General features: G+C 66.0%; 21 protein-coding genes and 3 tRNA genes. 4 read left to right on the forward strand and 20 right to left on the reverse strand.

Annotated elements, in window-relative coordinates; all coding sequences use genetic code 11:
- Window positions 1-6: 6 nt before the first annotated feature.
- The 16 genes from AC0L6G_RS04070 to AC0L6G_RS04145 form a co-directional block, all read right to left on the reverse strand.
- Window positions 7-1491 carry an NADH-quinone oxidoreductase subunit M gene (locus AC0L6G_RS04070; protein ID WP_293827005.1) on the reverse strand — a complete coding sequence of 495 codons (1485 nt, stop codon included), beginning with the start codon at window positions 1489-1491 and terminating at the stop codon, window positions 7-9.
- A gap of 4 nt (window positions 1492-1495) precedes the next feature.
- Window positions 1496-3613, reverse strand: a complete 2118-nt coding sequence (gene nuoL / locus AC0L6G_RS04075; protein ID WP_293827003.1) for an NADH-quinone oxidoreductase subunit L — start codon at window positions 3611-3613, stop codon at window positions 1496-1498.
- Between the two features lie 2 nt (window positions 3614-3615).
- On the reverse strand, window positions 3616-3921 hold the full coding sequence (nuoK, locus tag AC0L6G_RS04080; RefSeq protein WP_017503985.1) for an NADH-quinone oxidoreductase subunit NuoK: 306 nt from the start codon (window positions 3919-3921) through the stop codon (window positions 3616-3618).
- Window positions 3921-4547 (reverse strand): NADH-quinone oxidoreductase subunit J, encoded by a 627-nt coding sequence (locus AC0L6G_RS04085; RefSeq protein ID WP_291536342.1) that lies wholly within the window; start codon window positions 4545-4547, stop codon window positions 3921-3923. Before AC0L6G_RS04085 ends, nuoK begins: the two co-directional genes overlap by 1 nt.
- A 72-nt stretch (window positions 4548-4619) precedes the next feature.
- Complete coding sequence (gene nuoI, locus AC0L6G_RS04090; protein ID WP_017503987.1) at window positions 4620-5111, reverse strand: NADH-quinone oxidoreductase subunit NuoI; 492 nt, start codon at window positions 5109-5111, stop codon at window positions 4620-4622.
- Between the two features lie 40 nt (window positions 5112-5151).
- Window positions 5152-6225 carry an NADH-quinone oxidoreductase subunit NuoH gene (nuoH, locus tag AC0L6G_RS04095; protein WP_293826999.1) on the reverse strand — a complete coding sequence of 358 codons (1074 nt, stop codon included), beginning with the start codon at window positions 6223-6225 and terminating at the stop codon, window positions 5152-5154.
- Between the two features lie 3 nt (window positions 6226-6228).
- Window positions 6229-8274, reverse strand: a complete 2046-nt coding sequence (gene nuoG / locus AC0L6G_RS04100) for an NADH-quinone oxidoreductase subunit NuoG (RefSeq protein ID WP_293826997.1) — start codon at window positions 8272-8274, stop codon at window positions 6229-6231.
- Complete coding sequence (locus AC0L6G_RS04105; protein ID WP_293826995.1) at window positions 8274-8765, reverse strand: hypothetical protein; 492 nt, start codon at window positions 8763-8765, stop codon at window positions 8274-8276. The genes nuoG and AC0L6G_RS04105 overlap by 1 nt, the downstream gene beginning before the upstream one ends.
- A gap of 2 nt (window positions 8766-8767) precedes the next feature.
- A complete protein-coding gene (gene nuoF, locus AC0L6G_RS04110; RefSeq protein ID WP_293826994.1) occupies window positions 8768-10081 on the reverse strand; it encodes an NADH-quinone oxidoreductase subunit NuoF in 1314 nt (437 codons plus the stop codon).
- Between the two features lie 5 nt (window positions 10082-10086).
- Entirely contained in the window at window positions 10087-10350 is a 264-nt protein-coding gene (locus tag AC0L6G_RS04115) for a hypothetical protein (RefSeq protein WP_150823953.1), read from the reverse strand.
- The gene (gene nuoE, locus AC0L6G_RS04120; RefSeq protein WP_293826990.1) at window positions 10350-11027 is read right to left on the reverse strand and encodes an NADH-quinone oxidoreductase subunit NuoE; all 678 of its coding nucleotides are present in this window, start codon (window positions 11025-11027) and stop codon (window positions 10350-10352) included. Before nuoE ends, AC0L6G_RS04115 begins: the two co-directional genes overlap by 1 nt.
- Complete coding sequence (locus AC0L6G_RS04125; RefSeq protein ID WP_293826988.1) at window positions 11024-11419, reverse strand: nuclear transport factor 2 family protein; 396 nt, start codon at window positions 11417-11419, stop codon at window positions 11024-11026. The genes nuoE and AC0L6G_RS04125 overlap by 4 nt, the downstream gene beginning before the upstream one ends.
- Window positions 11416-12594, reverse strand: a complete 1179-nt coding sequence (locus tag AC0L6G_RS04130) for an NADH-quinone oxidoreductase subunit D (RefSeq protein WP_293827023.1) — start codon at window positions 12592-12594, stop codon at window positions 11416-11418. The genes AC0L6G_RS04125 and AC0L6G_RS04130 overlap by 4 nt, the downstream gene beginning before the upstream one ends.
- A gap of 86 nt (window positions 12595-12680) precedes the next feature.
- A complete protein-coding gene (locus AC0L6G_RS04135) occupies window positions 12681-13325 on the reverse strand; it encodes an NADH-quinone oxidoreductase subunit C (RefSeq protein WP_150823955.1) in 645 nt (214 codons plus the stop codon).
- Window positions 13322-13951, reverse strand: coding sequence for a NuoB/complex I 20 kDa subunit family protein (locus AC0L6G_RS04140; protein WP_087119131.1), 630 nt, complete (start codon window positions 13949-13951; stop codon window positions 13322-13324). Before AC0L6G_RS04140 ends, AC0L6G_RS04135 begins: the two co-directional genes overlap by 4 nt.
- A complete protein-coding gene (locus AC0L6G_RS04145; RefSeq protein WP_291536328.1) occupies window positions 13921-14298 on the reverse strand; it encodes an NADH-quinone oxidoreductase subunit A in 378 nt (125 codons plus the stop codon). Before AC0L6G_RS04145 ends, AC0L6G_RS04140 begins: the two co-directional genes overlap by 31 nt.
- Window positions 14299-14503: 205 nt before the next feature.
- Here AC0L6G_RS04145 and AC0L6G_RS04150 point away from each other — a divergent pair, with 205 nt between their 5' ends.
- The 3 genes from AC0L6G_RS04150 to AC0L6G_RS04160 all read left to right on the forward strand — a co-directional run bounded on the left by AC0L6G_RS04150 (window position 14504) and on the right by AC0L6G_RS04160 (window position 16468).
- Entirely contained in the window at window positions 14504-16135 is a 1632-nt protein-coding gene (locus AC0L6G_RS04150) for an AbgT family transporter (protein ID WP_293826987.1), read from the forward strand.
- 97 nt (window positions 16136-16232) lie between these two features.
- A tRNA-Asp gene (locus AC0L6G_RS04155) sits at window positions 16233-16309 on the forward strand.
- Window positions 16310-16391: 82 nt separating this feature from the next.
- Window positions 16392-16468, forward strand: a tRNA-Asp gene (locus AC0L6G_RS04160).
- A gap of 72 nt (window positions 16469-16540) precedes the next feature.
- On the opposite strand, the gene AC0L6G_RS04165 is transcribed toward AC0L6G_RS04160, so the two are convergent.
- Window positions 16541-17791 (reverse strand): glycosyltransferase, encoded by a 1251-nt coding sequence (locus AC0L6G_RS04165; protein ID WP_293827127.1) that lies wholly within the window; start codon window positions 17789-17791, stop codon window positions 16541-16543.
- Window positions 17792-18103: 312 nt separating this feature from the next.
- Between AC0L6G_RS04165 and AC0L6G_RS04170 the strand changes: the two genes are divergently transcribed.
- Complete coding sequence (locus AC0L6G_RS04170; RefSeq protein WP_293827126.1) at window positions 18104-21403, forward strand: autotransporter outer membrane beta-barrel domain-containing protein; 3300 nt, start codon at window positions 18104-18106, stop codon at window positions 21401-21403.
- Window positions 21404-21460: 57 nt separating this feature from the next.
- On the opposite strand, the gene AC0L6G_RS04175 is transcribed toward AC0L6G_RS04170, so the two are convergent.
- From AC0L6G_RS04175 to lon, 3 genes are all read right to left on the reverse strand, one after another.
- Window positions 21461-21537 (reverse strand) — tRNA-Val (locus AC0L6G_RS04175).
- Window positions 21538-21569: 32 nt separating this feature from the next.
- Window positions 21570-21845, reverse strand: coding sequence for an HU family DNA-binding protein (locus tag AC0L6G_RS04180; RefSeq protein WP_293827125.1), 276 nt, complete (start codon window positions 21843-21845; stop codon window positions 21570-21572).
- 101 nt (window positions 21846-21946) lie between these two features.
- A complete protein-coding gene (lon, locus tag AC0L6G_RS04185; protein ID WP_293827124.1) occupies window positions 21947-24343 on the reverse strand; it encodes an endopeptidase La in 2397 nt (798 codons plus the stop codon).
- Window positions 24344-24476 lie beyond the last annotated feature (133 nt).

Below are 24476 nucleotides of genomic sequence, written 5' to 3' on the forward strand. Positions count from 1 at the left end.
TAAGTCTCACCCGCCGATCGCGGCGCGATAGGCGCTGGTCAGGGCCTCGACGGCAGGCCCGGTGTAATCGAGGACGGAGGCCGGATGGACCCCCAGCCAGAGGGTCCCGACGATCAGCGGCGCGAACAGCAGCAGTTCGCGCTTGTCGATGTCGGCGATGGTCTCCAGCTTCGGATTGGTGATCTCGCCGAACATGACCGCCCGATAGAGCGTCAGCGCATAGACGGCCGAGAAGATCACGCCCGAGGCCGCCACCAGCGCCGCCCAGGTCGAGGCGTGATACGCGCCCGTCATGGTCAGCACTTCGCCGATGAAGCCCGAGGTGCCCGGCAGGCCGACGTTGGCCATGGTGAACATCAGGAAGATGGCGGCGTACCACGGCATCCTGGACGTCAGGCCGCCGTAGAAGGCGATCTCGCGGGTGTGCATCCGGTCGTAGACGACGCCGACGCACAGGAACAGCGCGCCCGAGATCAGGCCGTGGCTGATCATCTGGAAGATGGCGCCCTGCATGCCGATGTCGTTGCCCGAGAAGATGCCCAGGGTCACGAAACCCATGTGGGCCACCGACGAATAGGCGATCAGTTTCTTGATGTCCGTCTGACGCCAGGCGACCAGCGACGTATAGACGATGGCGATCACCGACAGGGTGAAGACCAGCGGGCGGAACATCTCCGACGCCATCGGGAACATCGGCACGTTGAACAGGATGAAGCCGTATCCACCCAGCTTCAGCAGAATGCCGGCCAGGATGACCGAACCGGCCGTCGGCGCCTGGACGTGGGCGTCGGGCAGCCAGGTGTGGACCGGCCACATCGGCATCTTGACCGCGAACGAGGCGAAGAAGGCCAACCACAGGATCGGCTGAACGGCCGGGTCGAAGGCGAAGCGCTTCAGCTCGGGGATGCTGGTGGTGCCGGCTTCGTGCGCCATCCACAGCATGGCCAGCAGCATCAGGACGGACCCCAGCAGGGTGTAGAGGAAGAATTTGTAGGCCGCGTAGATGCGGTTCTGACCGCCCCAGATGCCGATGATCAGGAACATCGGGACCAGGGTGCCTTCGAAGAAGATGTAGAAGAGGAACAGGTCCAGCGCGGTGAACACCCCGACGACCAGCGTCTCCAGCACCAGGAAGGCGATCATATATTCGACGACGCGCGTCTCGACCGACTTCCAACTGGCCAGGATGCAGATCGGCATCAGGAAGGCGGTCAGCAGCACGAACAGGACCGAAATCCCGTCGACGCCCAGATGATAGCTGGCGCCCGCGAACCAGGGGACCAGTTCCACAAACTGATAGCCGGTGTTCGCCGGATCGAAGCCGGCGACCAGCACGACCGAGACCGCCAGCACGACCAGAGTGGTGATCAGCGCGATCCAGCGCGCGGCCGGCGCGGCGGCGTCCGCAGTCTTGGACGTCAGCCGGGCGACGAAGATCGCCAGGGCCCCGACCAGGGGCAGGAATGTAACGAGGCTCAGAATGTAGGGCACGAGATCAGGCTCCCCACGCGAGGATGGCGAAGGTGAGCAGACCGGCGACCCCCAGCAGCATCACGAAGGCGTAGTGATAGACATAGCCGGACTGGATCTTGGCCAGTCGAGCGGCGGATTTCAGCGAGACCCAGGCGGCGCCGTTCGGCCCCAGCCCGTCGATGATCTTCACGTCGCAGATCTTCCAGAAGAAGTTCCCTATGGCGCGCAAGCCGCGCACGAAGACGAAGTCGTACAGCTCGTCGAAATACCACTTGTTGTAGAGGAAGCGGTAGATGACGCCGTCGCGCGCCGCCATCCGTGCGCCCATGCCTTCACGGGCGACATAGATCCAGTAGGCGAAGGCCGTGCCGATCAGCGTCAGGATCAGCGGCGACCACTTCACCCAGGTCGGGACCGAGTGGCTTTCGTGCAGGACGTGGTTGTGCTCGCCCGTGAAGATGGCCCCGCGCCAGAACTCGTGTTCGTGGTGGCCGATGAAGTGCGGCGCGAAGACGAAGCCTGCGGCGACCGCCCCGACCGACAGCAGGATCAGCGGGATCAGCATGACCGGCGGGCTTTCGTGTGGATGCAGCGGGCCATGATGGCCGTGATCGTCGTGGCCGTGATCGTCATGCGCGGCATGGGCGACCGCATGGCCGTGACCGTCGGCGTCGGGCAACGGCTCGGAGTGGGTTTCCAACTGCGCGTCCGTGGCGTGATCGTCGGCGTGATGCGCCCCCTCTTCCTTCCACACCGGCTTGTTGTGGAAGGTCATGAAGACCAGACGCCACGAATAGTAGGCGGTCAGGCCGGCGGCGATGATGCCGACGAAGAAGGCGAACAGGCCCACCGCGCCGTGGCCGCCGGCGGCCGAGGCGTAGGCGCTCTCGATGATAGAATCCTTGGAATAGAAGCCGGCGAAGCCGCCGACGCCGGGGATGCCCAGACCGGTGATGGCGATGGTGCCGATGGTCATCACCGCATAGGTGACGGGCAGCAGCTTCCACAGGCCGCCCATCTTGCGCATGTCCTGCTCGTGATGCATGCCGTGGATCACCGAACCGGCGCCCAGGAACAACAGGGCCTTGAAGAAGGCGTGGGTGAAGAGGTGGAACATGGCGGCCTGATAGGCGCCGACGCCCGCCGCGAAGAACATGTAGCCCAACTGCGAACAGGTCGAATAGGCGATGACCCGCTTGATGTCGTTCTGGGTCAGGCCGACCGTGGCGGCGAACAGGGCCGTGATCGCGCCGATGATGGCGATGATCTGCGAGGCGCCCGGCGCATACTCATAGATCGGCGACAACAGGCAAACCATATAGACGCCGGCCGTGACCATGGTCGCCGCGTGGATCAGAGCCGACACCGGCGTCGGACCTTCCATGGCGTCGGGCAGCCAGGTGTGCAGGAAGAACTGGGCCGACTTGCCCATGGCGCCGATGAACAGCAGGAATCCGGCCAGATCCAGCGCGGACCACTGGACGCCCAGGAACTCCCACGTCGTGCCGGCCTTGGTGGCGATCAGCGGGAACAGTTCCGCGAAGTTGATGGTGCCGTACATCCAGAAGATCGTCATGATCCCCAGGATGAAGCCGAAGTCGCCTACACGGTTGACGACGAAGGCCTTGATGGCGGCGGCGCTGGCCGTCGGCTTCTTGAACCAGAAACCGATCAGCAGATAGGACGCCAGCCCCACCCCTTCCCAGCCGAAGAAGATCTGCATGAAGTCGGCGGCCGTCACCAGCGCCAGCATCATGAAGGTGAACAAGGACAGATAGGCGAAGAAGCGCGGCCGGCTGTCGTCGTCGGCCATGTAGCCCCAGGAATACAGGTGCACCAGCGACGACACGCTCGTCACCACGATCAGCATGGTCGCCGACAGGGCGTCGATGCGGATCGACCAGGCCGACTGGAAGTCGCCCACATTGATGAAGGGCGCCAAGCGGATGGTGAAGGGCTCCAGATGGCCCCAGGTCCATTGGCCGAACACCGTCCAGGCGACGGCGCACGAGAAGAACAGCAGGCCGGTCGTGACGGCCTGCGACGGGATGTCGCCGATCCGGCGTCCGAAGAAGCCGGCGACGGCGGCGCCCAACAGCGGGGCGAAGATCCCGAGAATGACGAGGGTATGGAAGGTCACGCTCAGCCCTTCATCACGGAGGCGTCGTCGACGGCGATGTCGCCGCGGTTGCGGAAGAAGGTCACCAGGATCGCCAGGCCGACGGCGGCCTCGGCGGCGGCGACGGTCAGGACGAACATGGCCATGATCTGTCCGCTGATCTCGTTCAGATAGGTCGAGAAGGCGACGAAGTTGATGTTCACGGCCAAGAGGATCAGTTCGATCGACATCAGGATGATGATGACGTTCTTGCGGTTCACGAAGATGCCGAACACCCCGATGGTGAACAGGATCGCGGCGACCGTCAGATAATGGGTCAGACCGATCATCACAGAAGCTCCTCGGCGCTGACGCCTTCGCCCGTGGCGGCGGGCTTGATCTCGACCGACTTGAGACGGTCGCGGTTCACCTGATCGCCCGGGTTCTGGCGCTTGATATGCGGCTTGTGGCGAAGCGTCAGGGTGATGGCGCCGATCATGGCGATCAGCAGCACGATCCCGGCCGCCTGGAAGAAATAGACGTAGTCGGTGTAGAGTACGCGACCGATGGCCTCGACATTGGTGACGCTGGCGTCCGGCGCGCCCGGCGCCGGCAGGCCCGCCGCCGCCCCGCCCTGCACCACGGCGACCGACACGATGATCATCTCGGCCAGCAGCACGGCGGCGATCACGGCCCCCAGCGGCAGATAGCGCGCATAGCCTTCGCGCAGCTTCACGAAGTCCACGTCCAGCATCATGACGACGAACAGGAACAGCACCGCGACCGCGCCCACATAGACGACGACCAGCAGCATCGCCAGGAATTCGGCCCCCAGCAGCACGAACAGGCCGGCCGAGGAGAAGAAGGCCAGGATCAGCCAGAGCACGCTGTGCACGGGGTTGCGCGCGGTCACGACCAGAAGGCCGGAAACCGTGGCGACCGCAGCCAGCAGATAGAAGGCTATGCCTTGCAGCATGTCGGGACGAAGCCCCTTTCGTCTCGGCCGCGACCCCTTTCGGAATCGGCGACCTGTTTTGCGAGATGCGCCTTAGCGGTAAGGCGCGTCGAGTTCCAGATTCTTGGCGATCTGCCGTTCCCAGCGGTCGCCGTTGTCGAGCAGGCGTTGCTTGTCGTAGAGCAGCTCCTCGCGCGTCTCGACGGCGAATTCGGAGTTGGGCCCCTCCACGATGGCGTCCACCGGGCAGGCCTCCTGGCACAGGCCGCAGTAGATGCATTTGACCATGTCGATGTCGTAGCGGGTCGTGCGGCGGCTGCCGTCGGCGCGCGGTTCGGCCTCGATGGTGATGGCCTGCGCCGGGCAGATGGCCTCGCACAGTTTGCAGGCGATGCAGCGTTCCTCGCCGTTCGCATAGCGGCGCAGGGCGTGCTCGCCCCGGAAGCGCGGCGACTGCGGATTGCGCTCGAACGGATAGTTCACGGTCATCTTCGGCCGCGCCATATATTTCAGCGACAGGCCGATGGCGCCGATGACGTCCAGCATCATCGCGCCCTTGGTCGCCTGGACGATACGGGTGAACATCAGCACTTATCCTTGAGAGCAGGCGTCTTCGGCGCGACCATCACGACCCCACCACGAACACGCGCCAGGCCGAGACGATAACGACCGCCACCAGCGACGTCGGCAGGAAGATCTTCCAGCCCAGGCGCATCAGCTGATCGTAGCGATAGCGCGGCACGAAGGCCTTCACCATCGAGATCATGACGAACCAGAAGACCGTCTTGGCCATGAAGGTCAGCAGATAGATCGTATAGGCGATCCAGGCCGGCAGCCCATCCATCCAGGCCTGCGGCACGCCCGGGTTCCAGCCGCCGAAGAACAGCAGGCTGATCATCGCCGACATGAAGACGATGTTGACGTACTCGCCCATCATGAACAGCAGATACGGGGTAGAGCTGTATTCGACCTGATAGCCGGCGACCAGTTCGGACTCGGCTTCGGGCAGGTCGAACGGCGGGCGATTGGTCTCGGCCAGGGCCGAGATGAAGAAGATGATCGACATCGGGAACAGGATCACGACCAGCGGCCAGGTGTCGGCGCCGCCGCCGAAGCCGTACCAGTTCCAGAACATCCCCTTTTGGCTGTCGACGATGGCTGACAGGTTCATCGTGCCGGCCAGCAGGATCACATTGATGATGATCAGGCCCAGCGAGACTTCATAGGACACCATCTGCGCCGCCGAACGCAGCGAGCCCAGGAACGGATACTTCGAGTTCGAAGCCCAGCCGCCCATGATGATGCCGTACACGCCCAGCGACGACACCGCGAAGATGTACAGGATGCCGACGTTCAGGTCCGACACCACCCAGCCGGGGGCGAACGGAATGACCGCCCACGCCATGAAGGCCAGGATGACGGTGATGATCGGGGCGATGATGAAGACCGCCTTGTCGGCGCCGGCCGGGATTACGACCTCCTTCAGCACGAACTTGATCATGTCCGCGAAGGACTGAAGCAGGCCGAAGGGGCCGACGACATTGGGGCCCTTGCGCATCTGCACCCCGGCCCAGACCTTGCGGTCGGCCAGCAGCAGGAAGGCGACGGCGATCAGCACGCCGACCGTGATCAGCAGGACCTGACCGACCGTGATCAGCGTCCAGCCCAGCGGCGTGGCCCAGAAGGAAACGGGGTCCATGGTTTACTCCGCCGCCATTGCGACCGGCTGGGTCCGCAGGGCGGACAGCTCGGCCATCGTCGCGCTGGCGCGCGCGATCGGGTTGGAAAGATAGGGGTCGGCCACGACCGAGACGAAGGCGCGGTCGCCCAGGTCGCCCTCGACGCCCAGCGACGCCACGTCGAACATCGTCGGCGCCGGAAGATAGTCGATCCGGCCGAACGTCGGATGGTCGCCCATCAGCTTGGCGCGCAGCTGCTCCAGGGTGTCGTAAGGCAGGGTCTTGTCGACCCGGGCCGACAGGGCCCGGATGACGGCCCAGTCTTCCTTGGCCTCGCCCTTGGGGAAGACGACCCGTTCGGCCATCTGCACCCGGCCCTCGGTGTTGACGTAAAGCCCCGACTTCTCGGTATAGGCCGCGCCGGGCAGGATGACGTCGGCGCCGTGTGCGCCCCGGTCGCCATGGCTGCCCAGATAGACGCGGAAGGCGTTCGATCCGGTCGGATCGACCTCGTCGGCGCCCAGCAGGAACAGAACGTCCAGCGCATCCGGCTTCAGCATCTCGCCGACTGTCAGACCGCCTGCGCCAGGCACGAAGCCCATGTCCAGACCGCCCACGCGAGCCGCCGCGTGGTGCAGGACGTTGAAGCCGTTCCAGCCGTCGGTCACGACGCCGACTTTCCTGGCCAGGGCGCCCAGGGCGTTCAGGACGGCCGAGCCGCCCTCACCGCCCAGCGCGCCGGCGCCGACGATGATCGCCGGACGCTCGGCATTGGTCAGAAAGTCCAACGCCGACTTGGGCAGCTTGGCCAGGGTCTGCGAGCCGGCGCCCAGATAGGCGTAGTCGAACGTCAGATCGGCCTGTTCGCCGATGACGCCGATTTCCATCCCGCCCTTCAGCCAGGCCTTGCGCAGACGGGCGTTCAGCAGCGGGGCCTCGGTGCGCGGATTGGCGCCGACGATCAGGACGGCGTCAGCCTCCTCAATGCCTTCGAGGCCGGAGTTGAACAGCCAGCCCTCGCGCGGGCCGTAACCCAAGGCGGCGCCGTCCTGGCGGCAATCGGTGTTGTTCGAGCCCAGGGCGCGGAACAGGTCCAGCGTCGCCTTCATCGACTCGGCGTCCTGCAGGTCGCCCGCGATCGCGCCGATACGGTCGGCCGGCGCAGCCTTGATCTTGGCGGCGACGGCGTCCAGCGCCTCGTTCCAGGTCGCGGCGCGCAAGCGTCCGTTCTCGCGGATCCACGGCCGGTCCAGGCGGCGCGCGGTCAGGCCGTCGACGACATAGCGGCTTTTGTCCGACAGCCACTCCTCGTTGATCCCCTCGTTCACGCGCGGCAGCACGCGCATGACTTCGGACCCGCGATAGTCGGCGCGGATGTTCGATCCCAGGGCGTCCATGACGTCGATGGTCTCGGTCTTCTTCAGTTCCCACGGACGATAGTGGTACTGCCACGGACGGTGCGTCAGGGCGCCGACCGGGCACAGATCGTTGACGTTGCCCGACAGTTCCGAGTCGATGTTCTTTTCCAGATAGGTCGTGATCTCGGCGTCCTCGCCGCGCGAGATCATGCCGATGTCCGGCACGCCGGCGACCTCGGTGATGAACCGGACGCAGCGCGTGCACTGGATGCAGCGGGTCATAAAGGTCTTGACCGTCGGACCCATGTTCTTTTCTTCGACCGCGCGCTTGTTCTCCGAATAGCGCGAACCGTCGCGGCCGTAGCCGACCGACTGATCTTGCAGGTCGCACTCGCCGCCCTGGTCGCAGATCGGGCAGTCCAGCGGGTGGTTGATGAGCAGGAATTCCATCACCCCTTCGCGGGCCTTCCTGACCATCGGCGTGTCGGTGAAGATTTCCTGGCCGTCGGCGGCCGGCAGGGCGCACGAGGCCTGGGGCTTTGGCGGTCCGGGCTTCACCTCGACCAGGCACATGCGGCAGTTGCCGGCGATGGACAGGCGTTCGTGGTAGCAGAAACGCGGGATTTCCTGCCCCGCGCGTTCGGCGACCTGGAGCACGGTCATGCCGGGCTCGAACTCGGTTTCGACGCCGTTGACCTTGGCGACTGGCATCAGCGGGCCTCTTCTTCAGCGGGAACGGCCAGATCGGCGCGGTCCGTCGTCCCGTCAGGGAGCGTCTGTGTGATGGTGATCGTGTCGCCGTCCAGGACGTAGCGGATCACCGGATCGCCCGACTGGTTCATCCAGCGAACGAGCGTTGCATCGGGCAGATCGAGCGGTTTCCATACGATCAGATCGTTGTCCACGCGGCAGTCGGCGCGCATCCGCCCGCCGTCGACCGGCGCGCGCCAGGACGCACGAACCACGCCGTTCTGAACGCTCTCGACCGTTATGGCCCCCGGCTCCTGGCCATGAATCCGGGCCAGACCGGCCTGGCACACGCGGCGCAGTTCGTCGGCGGCCAGAACCTCGGGCGCCGCCTGAACCGCGTCCGATGTCGCGACCTCGGCCGAACCCTTTTCCGCAGGCGCGGGCGCAGCTTCACGCTCGCCGCAGGCGGCGAGAGCGAAGGCTCCGATCACGATGGCGGGCGAAAGGCGCATCCCTACTCCGCGGCGATGGCGTGGCCGGCGAAGTTCGCACGGCGGCTGCGGTAGGTGGCGATCCGCTCTTCGATCTCGTGACGGAAGTGACGGATCAGGCCCTGGACCGGCCAGGCGGCGGCGTCGCCCAGGGCGCAGATGGTGTGGCCCTCGACCTGGCCGGCGACATCCAGCAGCAGATCGATTTCCGACGGATCGGCCTCGCCCACGGCCATCCGCTCCAGCACGCGCCACATCCAGCCGGTGCCTTCGCGGCACGGCGTGCACTGGCCGCAGCTCTCGTGCTTGAAGAAGTAGCTGATGCGGGCGATCGCCTTCACGATGTCGGTCGATTGATCCATGACCGTGACGCCCGCCGTCCCCAGGGACGACCGCATCTCGCGCATGGAATCGAAGTCCATCAGAACCGTCTCGGCCTGTTCGCGCGTAATCACCGGGCAGGACGCGCCGCCCGGGATGATGGCCTTCAGATTCGACCAGCCGCCGCGCACGCCGCCGCCGTGATCCTCGATCAGCTGGCGCAGCGGGATCGACATGGTTTCCTCGACCACGCAGGGCGTGTTCACGTGCCCCGACAGCGACATCAGCTTGGTGCCGGTGTTGTTCGGACGGCCGAAGCTGGCGAACCAGTCGGCGCCGCGACGCAGGATCGTGCCGACGACGGCGATCGACTCGACGTTGTTCACCGTGGTGGGGCAGCCGTAGAGGCCCGCGCCGGCCGGGAACGGCGGCTTCAGGCGCGGCTGGCCCTTCTTGCCTTCCAGCGACTCCAGAAGCGCCGTCTCTTCGCCGCAGATATAGGCGCCGCCGCCGTGGTGGATATAGACGTCGAAGTCCCAGCCGTGGACGTTGTCCTTGCCGATCAGCCTGGCCTCATAGGCCTGCTTCACGGCGGCTTCCATCCGCTCGCGCTCCAGCACGTATTCGCCGCGCAGATAGATGTAGCAGGCGTGGGCCTGCATCGCGAAGCTGGCGATCAGGCAGCCCTCGATCAGCAGATGCGGATCGTGGCGCATGATCTCCCGGTCTTTGCAGGTCGCGGGTTCGGATTCGTCGGCGTTGACGACCAGGTAGTGAGGACGATCCTTCACCTCCTTGGGCATGAACGACCACTTCAGGCCGGTCGAGAAGCCGGCGCCGCCCCGGCCGCGCAGACCCGAGGCCTTGACGTTGTTGATGATCCAGTCGCGGCCAAGGTCCAGCATGTCCTTGGTGGCGTTCCAGGCGCCGCGGTTCCTCGCCCCGTCCAGCGTCCAGTCGTGGAAGCCGTACAGGTTGGTGAAGATCCGGTCCTTGTCTTCGAGAATGCCGACCATGGCCCTCAGAGTCCTTCCGCCAGACGGCGCTTGTGGTGGCGGGTGCGCATCCAGATGGCGGCGATGACCATCGCCCAGCCGGCCGCGAGCATGAAGTAGGAGACGTTGACCGCCCAGGCGCCCACCGTGCCCTGACGCGAGATCAGGATCAGCACGGCCGCGCCGACCACCATCGCCAGCCCGCCTGCCCGCAACGGGCGCCCGACGCCGCGCAGTTCCTTGCGATAGGCCGCGCGCCCCGCCTCGGTGTTCAGATCGGGCGCGGGCATCAGGCGGGCGCCTTCTCGGCCGGGGCCGGATCGCTGTTGGGAAGCTTGGCGATCGGCGCGGCGGCCGAACCGTCGTACAGTTTCGGGTCCAGCAGGGTCTTGGCCCCGCCTGCCGGCGCCGCATTGGTGCGCCCGGCGTAGGAGCCCCGCTCTGGCGACTTGCCGGCGGCGAAATCGTCGATGATCCGGCCGATGGTCTCGGGCGTCAGGTCCTCGAAATAGTAGTCGTTGATCTGGGCCATCGGGGCGTTCGAACAAGCGCCCAGGCACTCGACTTCCTGCCAGGTGAAGCGGCCGTCGGCGGACAGATGATCCTTGGGACCGATCTTCTCCTTGCAGACCCGCATAAGTTCATTGGCCCCGCGCAGCATGCAGGGCGTGGTGCCGCACACCTGGATCAGCGCCGTCTTGCCGACCGGCTCCAGCATGAACATGGTGTAGAAGGTCGCGACTTCCAGCACCCGGATATAGGCCATGCCCAACAGGTCGCCGACGGCGCGGATGGCGGGCTCGGACACCCAGCCTTCCTGCTTCTGCACCAGCCACAGGATCGGGATCACCGCCGACTGACGGCGGCTTTCCGGGTATTTCTTGATCCACCATTCGGCCTTGGCCATCGTATCCGCCGAAAAGGCGAACGAGTCAGGCTGATCCTTGGCGAGACGACGAACGCTCATCGGTTGGAATCCACCCTGTGTTCGTTGCTCATGTGCACTTCCACTATGCAGCCGCCTTCGACGCGATAGACTGCGAGTTCCTCGCCAGTTGCACTTCCGCCTTCGTAATCTTCGATTTGCGTGACAAGGTCATATCGCGAAAGACGATTGGAAGCTGTGAACCGAAGCACTGGAGTCTCTGGGAAAATTCGGCCTTCCCAATCTGCGATACGCTCAATTGCCGGCGTTACCGTGCCATTGAGAAATTGCGCGTTGACGGCGAGAACTGCTTTTAGCCCTGAAATGTCATGGGCGTTGTAGGCGCGACCAAATTCTTCGACGGTCGCCGAGGCGTCACGGTTAATGGCGTAGTAACTGCAATAGCCAGCGTCGTTGGCAAGAAGCTCGATCATCGGTCCACTTCTCCGAAAACGATGTCGAGCGAGCCGAGGATGGCGGACACGTCCGCCAACTGGTGGCCGCGGTTCATCCAGTCCATCGCCTGCAGCGAGCGGAAGCCCGGCGCCGAAATCTTCACGCGATAGGGTTTGTTCGTCCCGTCCGACACCAGATAGACGCCGAACTCGCCCTTGGGCGCCTCGACCGAGGCATAGACTTCACCTTCGGGCGTCGAGAAGCCTTCGGTGTAGAGTTTGAAGTGATGGATCAGCGATTCCATCGACCGCTTCATCTCGCCACGGCGCGGCGGAACGATCTTGTTGTTCTCGACCAGGACCGGCTCGCCGGGGCAGTTGCGCAGCTTGTGGATGCACTGCTCCATGATCCGGGTCGACTGCTTCATCTCTTCGATGCGCACCAGATAGCGGTCCCAGCAATCGCCGTTCTTGCCGACGACCACGTCGAAGTCCAGGTCGGCGTAACATTCGTAAGGCTGCGACTTGCGCAGGTCCCAGGCGATGTCCGAGCCTCGCAGCATGACGCCAGTGAAGCCCCAGGCCAAGGCGTTCTCCTTCGACACCACGCCGATATCGACGTTGCGCTGCTTGAAGATGCGGTTTTCCGTGACCAGGCTTTCGATGTCCTTCAGCGCCGGCGGGAACTCCTGGCACCAGCGGCCGATGTCGTCGATCAGGTCCATCGGCAGGTCCTGGTGGACGCCCCCCGGACGGAAGTAGTTGGCGTGCAGACGGGCGCCGCAGGCGCGCTCGTAGAACACCATCAGCTTCTCGCGTTCCTCGAAGCCCCAGAGCGGCGGCGTCAGGGCGCCGACGTCCATGGCCTGGGTCGTCACGTTCAGCATGTGCGACAGGATGCGGCCGATTTCCGAATACAGGACGCGGATCAGCTGCGCCCGGTACGGAACCTCGATGCCCAACAGCTTCTCGACGGCCAGGCAGAAGGCGTGCTCCTGGTTCATCGGCGAAACGTAGTCCAGCCGGTCCAGGTACGGCACGTTCTGAAGATAGGTGCGGGCCTCCATCAGCTTTTCGGTGCCGCGGTGCAGCAGGCCGATGTGGGGATCGACGCGCTCGACGATCTCGCCGTCCAGCTCCAGCACCAGGCGCAGCACGCCGTGCGCGGCCGGGTGCTGCGGGCCGAAGTTGATGGTGAACTTGCGGTCCTCCATCTCGCGCGCGTGGGCGGTGCGGGTGTCCAGGTCGTCCTCGAACACATCGACGCCCAGCGGCGGCAGGGTATGGGTCGTATCGGCCATCACGCCTGGCCCCCCGCCTTTTCGTCGCCCGGCAGGACCGGCGCGGGATAGTCGGCGCCTTCCCACGGCGACAGGAAGTCGAACGTGCGGAATTCCTGCGTCAGCTTGACCGGCTCATAAACCACGCGGCGCTGTTCCTCGTCGTAGCGGACCTCGACATAGCCCGTCATGGGGAAGTCCTTGCGGAGCGGATGCCCCTCGAAACCATAGTCCGTCAGCAGGCGGCGCAGGTCGGGGTGTCCCGAGAACAGCATGCCGAACATGTCGTAGGCTTCGCGCTCGAACCAGTTGGCGGCCGGATAGACGGCGATGATCGACGGCACGGGCTGAACCTCGTCGGTCGACACCTTGACGCGCAGGCGCGCGTTCCGGGTCAGCGACAGCAGATGATAGACCACCTCGAACCGCTCCTTGCGATCCGGGTAGTCGGCCCCGCAGAGGTCCAGCAACTGCTGGAAGCCGAATTGGTCGCGCAGGGCGGTCATCACCTCGACGATCCGCTCGCGCGGCGCGACCAGGGTCAGTTCGCCATAGGCCACCTGGGCCTCGACGCCCCAGCCTTCGCCCGAAAGCGCGCCGACCATCTCGGCGCCCAGCGGCGTCAGGAAGGCCTCCTGTCGGGCCTGGACAGCAAGGGAGGTCATCGGTCGATCGTCCCCGTGCGACGGATCTTCTTCTGAAGCTGCAGCAGGCCGTACAGCAGCGCCTCGGCCGTCGGCGGGCAGCCGGGCACATAGACGTCCACCGGCACGACCCGGTCGCAGCCGCGCACGACGCTGTAACTATAGTGATAGTAGCCGCCGCCGTTGGCGCAGCTGCCCATCGACACGACGTAGCGCGGATCGGGCATCTGGTCGTAGACCTTGCGGATGGCGGGGGCCATCTTGTTGGTCAGGGTGCCGGCGACGATCATCAGGTCCGACTGGCGCGGGCTGGCGCGCGGCGCCATGCCGAAGCGTTCGACGTCGAAACGCGGCATCGACATCTGGATCATCTCGACGGCGCAGCAGGCCAGGCCGAAAGTCATCCACATCAGGGAGCCGGTGCGGGCCCAGTTGATGACGTCGTCGGCGGCGGCGACCAGATAGCCCCGCTCGCCCAACTCCATGTTCACCGCCTCGAAGAATTTGTCGTGAACCTTGGGGTCGTAGCCTTCGACGGTCGAACGCGCGCCGGCGCCGGCCGGAACCAGCGGCGCGCCCGAGGCGGAGACCAGGCCCGCAGGCTTGGAAGCGGCGACTACTCCCATTCCAGGGCTCCCTTCTTCCATTCGTAGATGAAGCCGATGGTCAGCACGCCCAGGAAGACCATCATCGACCAGAAGGCGAACACCATTCCAGCGTGCGACAGATCGAACATCGACACCGCCCACGGGAACAGGAAGGCCACTTCCAGGTCGAAGATGATGAACAGGATCGACACCAGATAGAAGCGGATGTCGAACTTCATCCGCGCATCGTCGAAGGCGTTGAAGCCGCACTCATAGGCCGACAGCTTTTCGGAATCGGGGTTCTTCGGCGCCAGCAACAGCGGCAGGACGATGAAGAGAATGCCGACCACGGCCGCGACGCCGGCGAACACCAGCACGGGCAGATATTCTAGAAGAAATGCGTTCATTCGAAGAACCTCGTCCGCCGGGGAGAGGCGGGATTCGGCGCTTCTTAGACCCAACAACGTCGCCGTTCAAACCCCTGCGCGCATTGGGTTTTCATTGAGAATGGATCGCAACTTCGCGCGCCATATGTCGCAGGCCCGATGCTTGCGCCTCATGCGCCGCCGAAGCCCTATGGCGGCTTCTCCCGCGTAACCGAAAGTCATCCGAATGAGCGTCGCCAGCCGCGCCTTGAACGCCGTGGAACGGATCGGCAATCGCCTGCCCGATCCGGTCTTCCTGTTTCTCTGGCTGATCGGCGGGTTGATCGTGCTCAGCATGGTTGGGGCGGGCCTGGGCTGGTCGGCCGTCAATCCCGTGACGGGCGACCGTCTGGCGGCGCAAAGCCTGCTGTCGGGCGAGAATCTTGAGCGGCTGATCATCGGCATGCCGCGCACCCTGGCCGACTTTCCGCCGCTGGGGATCGTCATCACCATCATCTACGGCGCCTCCGTCGCCGAGCGCACCGGCCTGTTCGCCACCGCCATCCGCGGCGCCCTGCTGAATGCGCCGCGCGCCATACTGACGCCGATCGTGGTGATCACCGGGATGGTGTCGCATCACGCATCGGACGCCTCCTATGTCGTGGTCATTCCGCTGGCGGCGGTGATCTTCGCCGCGGCCGGGCGTCATCCGCTGGCCGGCCTGGCGGCCGGCTTCGCCGCCGTTTCCGGCGGATATGCCGGCAATCTGTTTCCGGGGGCCAGCGACGCCCTGATCCTGGGCATCACCGAGCCCGCGGCCCGCCTTATCGACCCGTCCTATTCGGTCAACATCGCCGGCAACTGGTTCTTCATCGTCGGCGTCGTCTTCGTCTTCACCCCCATCGTCTGGTTTCTGACCGACCGGGTCATCGAGCCGCGCCTGGGCGTCTGGAAGCCTGCAGAGGGCGTGGCCGCGCCCGCCGCCAGGGAGAGACAGCCCCTGACATCGGCCGAGAAGCGCGGCCTGGGCTTCGCCGCCCTGGCGGTGCTGGGCATGCTCGCGCTCTGGACCCTGATCACCTTCCTGCCCGGCTCTCCGTTCGTGGACCCCGAGGCCGACCCGGAGCAGCGCTTCAATCCGCTTTATCGCTCATTGGTCGCCTTCTTCGCCGTCACCTTCTTCGTTGCAGGCGGGGCCTATGGGGCGGGGTCGGGCGCGATCAAGTCGCACCGCGATCTGGTGGCCATGATGCGCGACGGCGTCGCCCAGCTGGCGCCCTATATCGTGCTGGCCTTCTTCGCCGCCCATTTCGTGGCCATGTTCAACTGGTCGGGCCTGGGACCGATCCTGGCGGTGAACGCGGCGGCGGGACTGAAGAGCATCGCCCTCCCCGCCCCGCTGCTCCTGATCTGCGTGGTCTTCGTCTCCTGCTTCTTCGATCTGTTCATCGGCTCGGCCTCGGCCAAATGGTCGGCCCTGGCGCCGATCGTGGTGCCGATGTTCATGCTGCTGGGGATTTCGCCCGAGATGACGACCGCCGCCTATCGGATGGGCGATTCCGTCACCAACATCGCCACGCCGCTGATGAGCTATTTCCCGCTGATCCTGACCTTCGCCCAGCGATGGGACCCGCGATTCGGCTTGGGATCGCTGATGGCCACCATGCTGCCCTACGCCGGGGCCTTCCTGGTCGCCGGCCTGGCGATGGTGGCGGCCTGGGTCGCCTTCGACCTGCCGCTGGGGCCGGGCGTCGGCGTTCATTACCAGCCGCCCGCCCCCGCCGTCGCCGCCCAGGAGCCCGCGGCGGGCGGCGTCGCCGGGCCGCACAGCCCGCCCCAGGCGGCCGCGGTCGCACCGTCGCCGGCCCCCTCGCGCTGAGCGGCGTCTTTCTCCGAAAAAGGTCGCTTGACGCGCTGGGTCGGGCCGCCTAAACGACGCCCCTCGCCGGGGCGCACAGCCGCTTCGGCCGGGAAACGCGGGTGTAGCTCAGTTGGTTAGAGTGCCGGCCTGTCACGCCGGAGGTCGCGGGTTCGAGCCCCGTCACTCGCGCCACTCTCTCTAGGAATAGAAAGAGTGGCGCACGCCGCCTTCCCATAAGGCTTTCGAAACAGCTCAAAAGTTTCGTCGCAGGTACGCGGGTGTAGCTCAGTTGGTTAGAGTGCCGGCCTGTCACGCCGGAGGTCGCGGGTTCGAGCCCCGTCACTCGCGCCACTTCTTTTCCAGATCGCTAGAAGAAGTGGCGCGCCCCGCCGGCTCGGGCGGCGCACGCCCGGCTGCCCGCGCTCAGTGCAGATGCAGTTCCGCGTCGGCGCTCATGAAGGCGGCCTCGCCCGTCAGTTCGCCATAGACATTGCACAGATCCTCGAACACCCGGGTCCAGGCGAACTGGCTGACGGCCTTCTCGCGCGCCGCCCGGCCGATGGCCTCGATGTCGCGTGCGAACAGGGCCTGGACCGCCTCGGCGTAGTCCGCCGCCTCGGCCCGCGCCGCTAGCTGGCCGACCGTCTCGTCCACCGTCTCCGCCACGCCGCCGGCGTTGACGCCCACGACCGGCCGGCCGCAGGCCATGGCCTCCAGTACGATCAGGCCGAACGGCTCCTTGTCGTTGGCGTGGACGAAGGCGTCGCAGCTGGCGATGATCTTGGCCACGGCGCGGGGATCGGTCTCGTAAGGCAGGGAGATCACCCGGTCCTCGTCCGGCATGCCCGACCCGGCGCCGACCAGCACTAGGTGATAGGGCGCACCCAGCTTCTGGACCGCCTCGATCAGCACGTCGACGTTCTTCTCCTTGGCCGGGCGTCCGGCGAAACACAAAAGGCGCGCGTGCTGATCCAGACCCAGCCGGTCCAGCAGCCATTGTCGGTCGCGGCGCTCGGGCCGGAATGTGTCGATCTCCACGCCCAGGGGCCGGATCACGATATTGTCGACGCCCGCCTCTTCCAGCCGCCGCGCGATGAAGCGGCTGGGCGACACGACGCGGTCGAACTGCGAAAACAGGCGCGCCCAGCGTTTCTCGACCGGCTTCTTGGCCCATTCGCCGAAGTGCAGGGCGGCCAGGCCCGCCGGGTCCGAGTGGCAGAAGCCGACGACGGGGCATCCCACCCTCTGGCCGGCCTCCAAGGCGCCCTGCCCCGGCGTATAGGGGTCGCCCGCCTCGATGATCGACGGCTTCATGGCCGCAACCCAGGCGCTCCAGCGCTTGACGGAGGTGGGCCAGCGATAACCGTCGCCGAACGGCAGCTTGGTCGCGCGCAATCGCACGACGCCGTCGGCCCCGGCCTTGTGCCGCGCGCCCGGCACGATCAGCGAATGGCTGACGCCCGGCCGGTTGGCCTCGATCCAGGCCTTCTTGGAGAGGAGATACCGTTTCACCCCGCCCGAACGGGGCGCGAACAGCATGGTGGTGTCCACCAGGCGCGGCCGCTCGTCCATCGCCGCGGCTTTCAGCGCCCGCAGCGTATCGGCGACTTCCACGTCCAGCCCCGGAATCAGTCGGAGTTCGCTTTCCTGGACGTCGAGGTCGGTCATGCTCATGGGGCGTTCTCGTCTGGTCTGGGCTGTCGAACGCCGGAGGGGTTCGTTGGATGCGTCGTTGTGGACGCGGCGCAAGACCGTGCGACGCCCGTAAACCCGGTCGTGGCAAAGCTCAAGAGCGGCCGGGCCAAATCCCTCCGTATTCGCCGTAAAGCTTGCGTTTCGCAGAACGCCAGTCGCGTCATAGACGGGCCCGTCGGCTCCCGCGGCCTTGCATTCGCCTCAAATTCGATAAACTTGAGGAAGGCTGGCGCGGACCCTGCTAAGGGGTCGCCTGTACCGTTGTGCGTGACCACCAGGGGTTTCTACCGAATGCGTATTCTGCTCGCGACCGCCGTGGCGATCGCCCCTCTGATGGTCGCCACCGGGTCCCAGGCCGAGATCGTCGTCTCAAACGCCCGCACGACCCCGATCCAGACGTCGAACGCGACCGGCACGGGCCCGGACAACATCCGCATCGCCAGCGGCGGCAGCGTCGCCGTGGCCTCGGGCGCCGCCGTGACGCTGGACTCCAACCACACGGTGGATCTGGACAGCGGCGGTTCGATCACGATGGACAAGTCGGCTGACGGCTCGACCGGCTTGCTGGTCAACGGCGGCAATACGGGATCGGTCATCGTCGGCGGCTCGATCACCGTCAACGACACCCAGGAAACGGCCGACGTCAAGGATACCGACGGCGACGGCGACCTGGACGGTCCGTTCGCGACCGGCACGGGGCGGTACGGCGTACGCGTCGCGGGCCCCTCGCCCTTCACCGGCGACGTCCTGGTCGAAAGCACCGGCGCGATCACGGTCGAGGGCGCCAACTCCTACGGCCTGGCGGTCGAGACGGGCCTGAACGGCAAGTTGCAGAGCCTGGGCACGATCCGCGCCACCGGCGACAACGCTGCGGCCATTCGCACGACGGGTCCGATCACCGGAAACGTCGATCTGGCCGGCACCATCTCGGCTCTGGGCGCCAATGCCACCGGCGTCTCCATCGAAGGCGACGTGGGCGGCGCGCTGAAAATCCATTCGTCGGTGGTCGCCACCGGTTATCGCTACACCACCCCGCCGCCGGCGCGCCCCGCCACGGGCTCCTACGACAACGCCACGACCCTGTTCCTGGAAGAGTTGGACGCCGACGACCTGCTTCAGGGCGGACCGGCGGTCCGCGTGGGCGCCAATGTGGCGGGCGGCGTCCTGCTCGATAAAGCCCTGGCCTATTCGGCCGCCGGCATCGACGGCGACGACGACGGCGATGGCGTCAAGAACGGCGACGAGGACGACGACGGCGACGGCGTCAAGAACCGCGACGACTCCGACCGGGACGGCGACGGCATCCCCGACGCCAGCGAGACGGCCGCCTCGATCACCTCGCTGGGCGGCGCGCCGGCCCTGCTGGTCGGATCGACCACCCAGGCCGTGACCCTGGGCGCCGTGGGCTCGGGCGATGCGGCCTATGGCCTGATCAACCGCGGCTCCATCACAGCCTCGGGCCTCTATTCCGGCATCGAATCGCGCGCCGTGCAGTTGGGCGTCGCAGGCGGCCAGACCGTCAACGTCGTCGGCGGCGTACGCAACGAGGGCGGCGTGTCCTCCACCGCCGTGGACGCCAACGCCACCGGCCTTTGGATCGGATCGGGCGTCACCGCCCCCGCCATCGTCAACTCGGGGGCCATCCAGGCCGTGGCCTCGGGCGGCCAGACCCAGAGCGCGACCGGCATCCTGATCGGCGCCGGCGCCAATGTCGGCTCCCTGACCAACACCGGCAATCTGGTGGCGTCCTTCGGCGGCGACCACGGCTCGGCCGTCGTCATCCGCGATCAGTCGGGGACGTTGAACCAGTTGAACAACGCCGGGGCCATCGTCGGCTCCCTGACGCCCACCAGCACCGACGCGACGGCCGTGGACGGCACGGTCACGGCCATCGACCTGTCGGCCAACACCTCTGGCGTGACCCTGCGTCAGTACGGCATACCGGCGGCCTCGGACAGCACGGCGACCGACACCGACAAGGACGGCGTTCCAGACGCAAGCGAGCCGGCCATCGTCGGCGCCGTCAAGCTGGGCTCGGGCGCCGATACGCTCGACATCGAGAACGGCGTCGTGAATGGCGACATCGATTTCGGCGCCGGGGCGGACAAGCTGAACATCAGCGGCGGAGCGGTCGTCACCGGCGCCATCAAGAACGCCGACGGCCTGCTGGACATCAACATCGGCAAGGGCACGCTGAACGCGACCCAGACCGGCGTGGTCGGCGTCACCAGCCTGAACGTGGGGGCAGAAGGCACGCTGCTGGTCACTCTTGACCCGGCCACCAGCGCCTCGGGCGGTTTCAACGTCAGCGGCGCGGCCACCCTGGCGACCGGCTCGACCCTGGGCGTGCGCTTCGCCTCGCTGCTGGAAGGGCCCGAGCGGTTCGACATCATCACCGCCGGTTCGCTGAACGTCGGCCAGATCGACCAGAGCCTGCTCAGCGGCAGCTCGCCCTATCTTTATGTGGTCGAAGGCGGCGTCGATCAGGCGGCCAACACCGTCTATATCGACGCGCGCCGCCGCTCGGCCGCCGAAGCCGATCTGATCCCCGTCGAAGCCTCGGCCTACGACGCCGTCTACGCCGCCCTGGGCGACAATGAGACGGTGCGCAACCTTTTCCTGTCGCAGACGACGCGCGACGGCTTCATCGACGCCTACGAGCAGATGCTGCCCGACCATTCGGGGGGACCGCTGATGTCGCTGGCGGCCGGCGTCGACGCCGTGACCCGCGCCCTGACCGGCCGCAACGCCGTCGCCGCCCCAGGCGAGACCAGCGCCTGGGTGCAGGAGATCAACTTCTACGCCGACAAGGACAAGACCGATTCCTACGGCTTCCGCTCGGAAGGCTTCGGCGTCGCGGGCGGCGTGGAAAAGGGCACGGGCCTGGGCGCTATCGGCATTTCGGCCGCCTTCACCTCGTCCGACATCAAGGACCCGGAGGCCGAGGCCGAAGAGGTCCTGTCCGCCAACCTTTTGGAACTGGGCCTCTACTGGCGGGCCCAGGGGCAGTACTGGACAACCTGGGCCCGCGCGGCGGGCGGCTACGCCAGCTTCAACGCCGACCGCTCCCTGGTCGCCAGCGGCGTCTATCTGAACAACAAGTCCGACTGGCACGGCTGGACCGCCGCGGTGGCGGGCGGCGCCTCGTACGAGCGCAACTTCGGCCGGCTCAACATCCGCCCCGAACTGTACGGCGAATACTTCCATCTGTCGGAAGGTTCGCGCAGCGAGAGCGGCGGCGGCGACGGCTTCGATCTGGACATCGATTCGCGCGACAGCCACATCTTCTCGGCCGTGGCGGCGATGAACATCGGCTACGGCTTTGGCCGCAACGGCTGGATCCGACCCGAACTTCGCGTCGGCTATCGCCAGAACATCTCGGTGGACGCGGGCGAGACCATCGCCCGTTTCGCCAGCGGCGGCCCGGACTTCATCCTGTCGCCGGACGCCATCGAAGGGGGCGGGCCGATCCTGGGCTTCCGCCTGAACTTCGGCAACGAGCTGGGGATGCTGTCTCTGACCGGCGACGCCGAATTGCTTGAGGATTACGTCCGCTACTCGCTGCTGCTGCGGGCCAGCTTCCGCTTCTGACCGGCGACCAAAGCGCCAAAAACGAAGGCCGCCGGATCGCTCCGGCGGCCTTTTGTTTGGTAGGCGGCGACGGGTTCGAACCGCCGACCCTCTCGGTGTAAACGAGATGCTCTGACCAGCTGAGCTAGCCGCCCTCAAAGCGAGACGGGCTTATGCCCTCCCCGTCTCAGCCGTTCAAGGCGCTTTTCAAACCTTCGCCGGGGCGAAAGCGCGCGGTGCGCGAAGCAGGCCGCACCACGGCGGCGCCGGTCTGCGGATTGCGGGCGACGCCCGCCTTGCGATCCACGGCGACGAAGCTGCCGAAGCCGATCAGCTTGACGTCGCGCCCCTGCGTCAGGGCTTCGGCGACCCCGTCGGTAAAGGCCTCCAGCGCGGATTTGGCCTGGTCGCGACTGATGTTCGCCGCCGCGGCCATGCGGCCGATCAATTCTGCCTTGGTCATCCGTCCCCTCCAGACGAATCAGTAAAGGGCAGATCGGCGGTTGCGTCAAAAACCAAAACGCCGCCGGCTGATCGCCGGCGGCGTGGTGGGTCAGGCGACGGTCAGTGGCTGACCGTGGCGGCCGGCCCGTCCAGGGGCGGAACGGGGGTCGGCAGCGGTTCGGCCGCCTCGTCCCATTCGACCGGGGTCAACGTGCCGACCAGCGCCCATTTCAGCGCCTCGTCCGCCGTGGAGATCGGCACGATCTCCAGCGCCGACTTCACATTGTCGGGCACATCGGCCAGGTCCTTCTCGTTCTCCTGCGGGATCAGCACGGTCTTGACGCCGGAGCGCAAGGCCGCGAGCAGCTTCTCCTTCAGGCCGCCGATGGCGGTGACGCGACCGCGCAGGGTGATCTCGCCGGTCATGGCGATGTCCTTCCTGATCGGCACGCCCGTCAGGACCGAGACCATGGCCACCGTCATGGCGACGCCTGCGGACGGGCCGTCCTTGGGTGTGGCGCCGTCCGGCACGTGGACGTGAATGTCGGTCTTCTCGAACACCGGCGGCTTGACGCCGAAGGCCAGGGCCCGCGACCGCACATAGGAGGCCGCCGCCGAGATCGACTCCTTCATCACGTCCTTAAGATTGCCGGTCACGGTCATGCGGCCCCGACCGGGCATCTTGATCGCCTCGATGGTCAGGATGTCGCCGCCGAACTCGGTCCAGGCCAGGCCGGTGACGATCCCGACCTGATCCTCCTCGTCGGTCTCGCCATAGCGGAACTTCTTGACGCCCGCATAGTCGGCCAGCTTGGCTTCATCGACCATGATAGTCTTGACGCCCGTCTTGGCCATCTCGCGCACGGCCTTGCGGGCCAGTCCGCCCAGGGCGCGCTCCAGCGACCGCACCCCGGCCTCGCGGGTGTAGTAGCGGATCAGGTCGCGTATCGTGTCGTCCGGCACGATCAGTTCGCCGTCCTTCAGACCATGGTCCTTGAGTTGCTTGGGAAGGACGTGGCGCTTGGCGATCTCGACCTTCTCGTCCTCGGTGTAGCCGGACACGCGGATGATCTCCATCCGGTCCATCAGCGGCTGCGGCATGTTCAGGCTGTTCGCGGTCGTCACGAACATCACTTGGGACAGGTCGTAGTCCACCTCCAGATAGTGGTCGCCGAAGGTCGAGTTCTGGGCCGGGTCCAGCACCTCCAGCAGGGCCGAGGACGGGTCGCCGCGCCAGTCGGCGCCCAGCTTGTCGATCTCGTCCAGCAGGACGAAGGCGTTGGTGGTCTTGGCCTTCTTCATCGACTGGATGATCTTGCCGGGCATGGAGCCGATATAGGTCCGGCGGTGGCCGCGGATTTCCGATTCATCGCGCACGCCGCCCAGCGACATGCGGACGTATTCGCGCCCGGTCGCCTTGGCGATGGACTTGGCCAGCGAGGTCTTGCCGACGCCGGGAGGGCCGACAAGGCACAGGATCGGCCCCTTCAGGCTGCCGGTGCGGGCCTGGACCGCCAGGTATTCGATGATCCGTTCCTTGACCTTCTCCAGGCCGAAATGATCCTCTTCCAGGATGTCCTCGGCGCGCGCCAGGTCGATCGGCTTCTGCTTGGCCTTGCCCCACGGCACGGACAGCAGCCAGTCGAGATAGTTGCGGACAACGGTCGATTCGGCCGACATCGGGCTCATGTTGCGCAGCTTCTTGACCTCGGCCTCGGCCTTGGTGCGCGCTTCCTTGGACAGGCGCGTCTTACGGATGCGCTTCTCCAGGTCCATGATCTCGTCACGCGCGTCGTCGGTCTCGCCCAGCTCGCGCTGGATCGCCTTCATCTGCTCGTTCAGATAATATTCGCGCTGGGTCTTCTCCATCTGGCGCTTCACGCGCGAGCGGATCTTCTTCTCGACCTGGAGGACGGAAATCTCGCCCTCCATCAGGCCGTAGACCTTCTCGAGCCGCTTGGGCACCTCGAAGGTTTCAAGCAGGCCCTGCTTGTCGGCGATCTTGACAGACAGATGGGCCGCGACCGAGTCCGCCAGTTTGGAGGCGTCGGCGATCTGGGGAATGGAGCTGAGGGCCTCGGGCGGCACCTTCTTGTTCAGCTTCACATAGTTCTCGAACTGCTCGACCACGGCCCGCAGCATGGCCTCGGCCTGCGAGGCCTCGCCCGGCTCGTCCTCGATCTCGACGGCCTCGGCCTCGAAATAGTCCTCGCGGTCGGTGAAGCGCGTCAGGCGCGCGCGGCTCTTGCCCTCGACCAGCACCTTCACCGTGCCGTCGGGCAGTTTCAGCAGTTGCAGCACCGAGGCCAGCACGCCGACGGGATAGATGGCTTCGGGCGACGGATCGTCGTCGATGCTGTTCTTCTGGGTGGCCAGAAGGATCTGCTTGTCGCCCTTCATGATCTCGTCGAGGGCCTTCACCGACTTCTCGCGGCCGACAAACAGCGGCACCACCATGTGCGGGAAGACGACGATGTCCCTGAGCGGCAGGACGGGCAGGATCTTGGGTTCAGTCATGATGCACATACTCCCGGGCCATTGCGTATCTCCGGCCCGCCGTCACGGTCGCCCGGACGACAGGCCCGGCCAGCGCGTGACGACCCGTCGATTCCGACGGCGTTCGGATGAGTATGTGGTTTGAAAGACCCGC

It is taken from the genome of Brevundimonas sp. D3-1P (genome assembly GCF_055809335.1).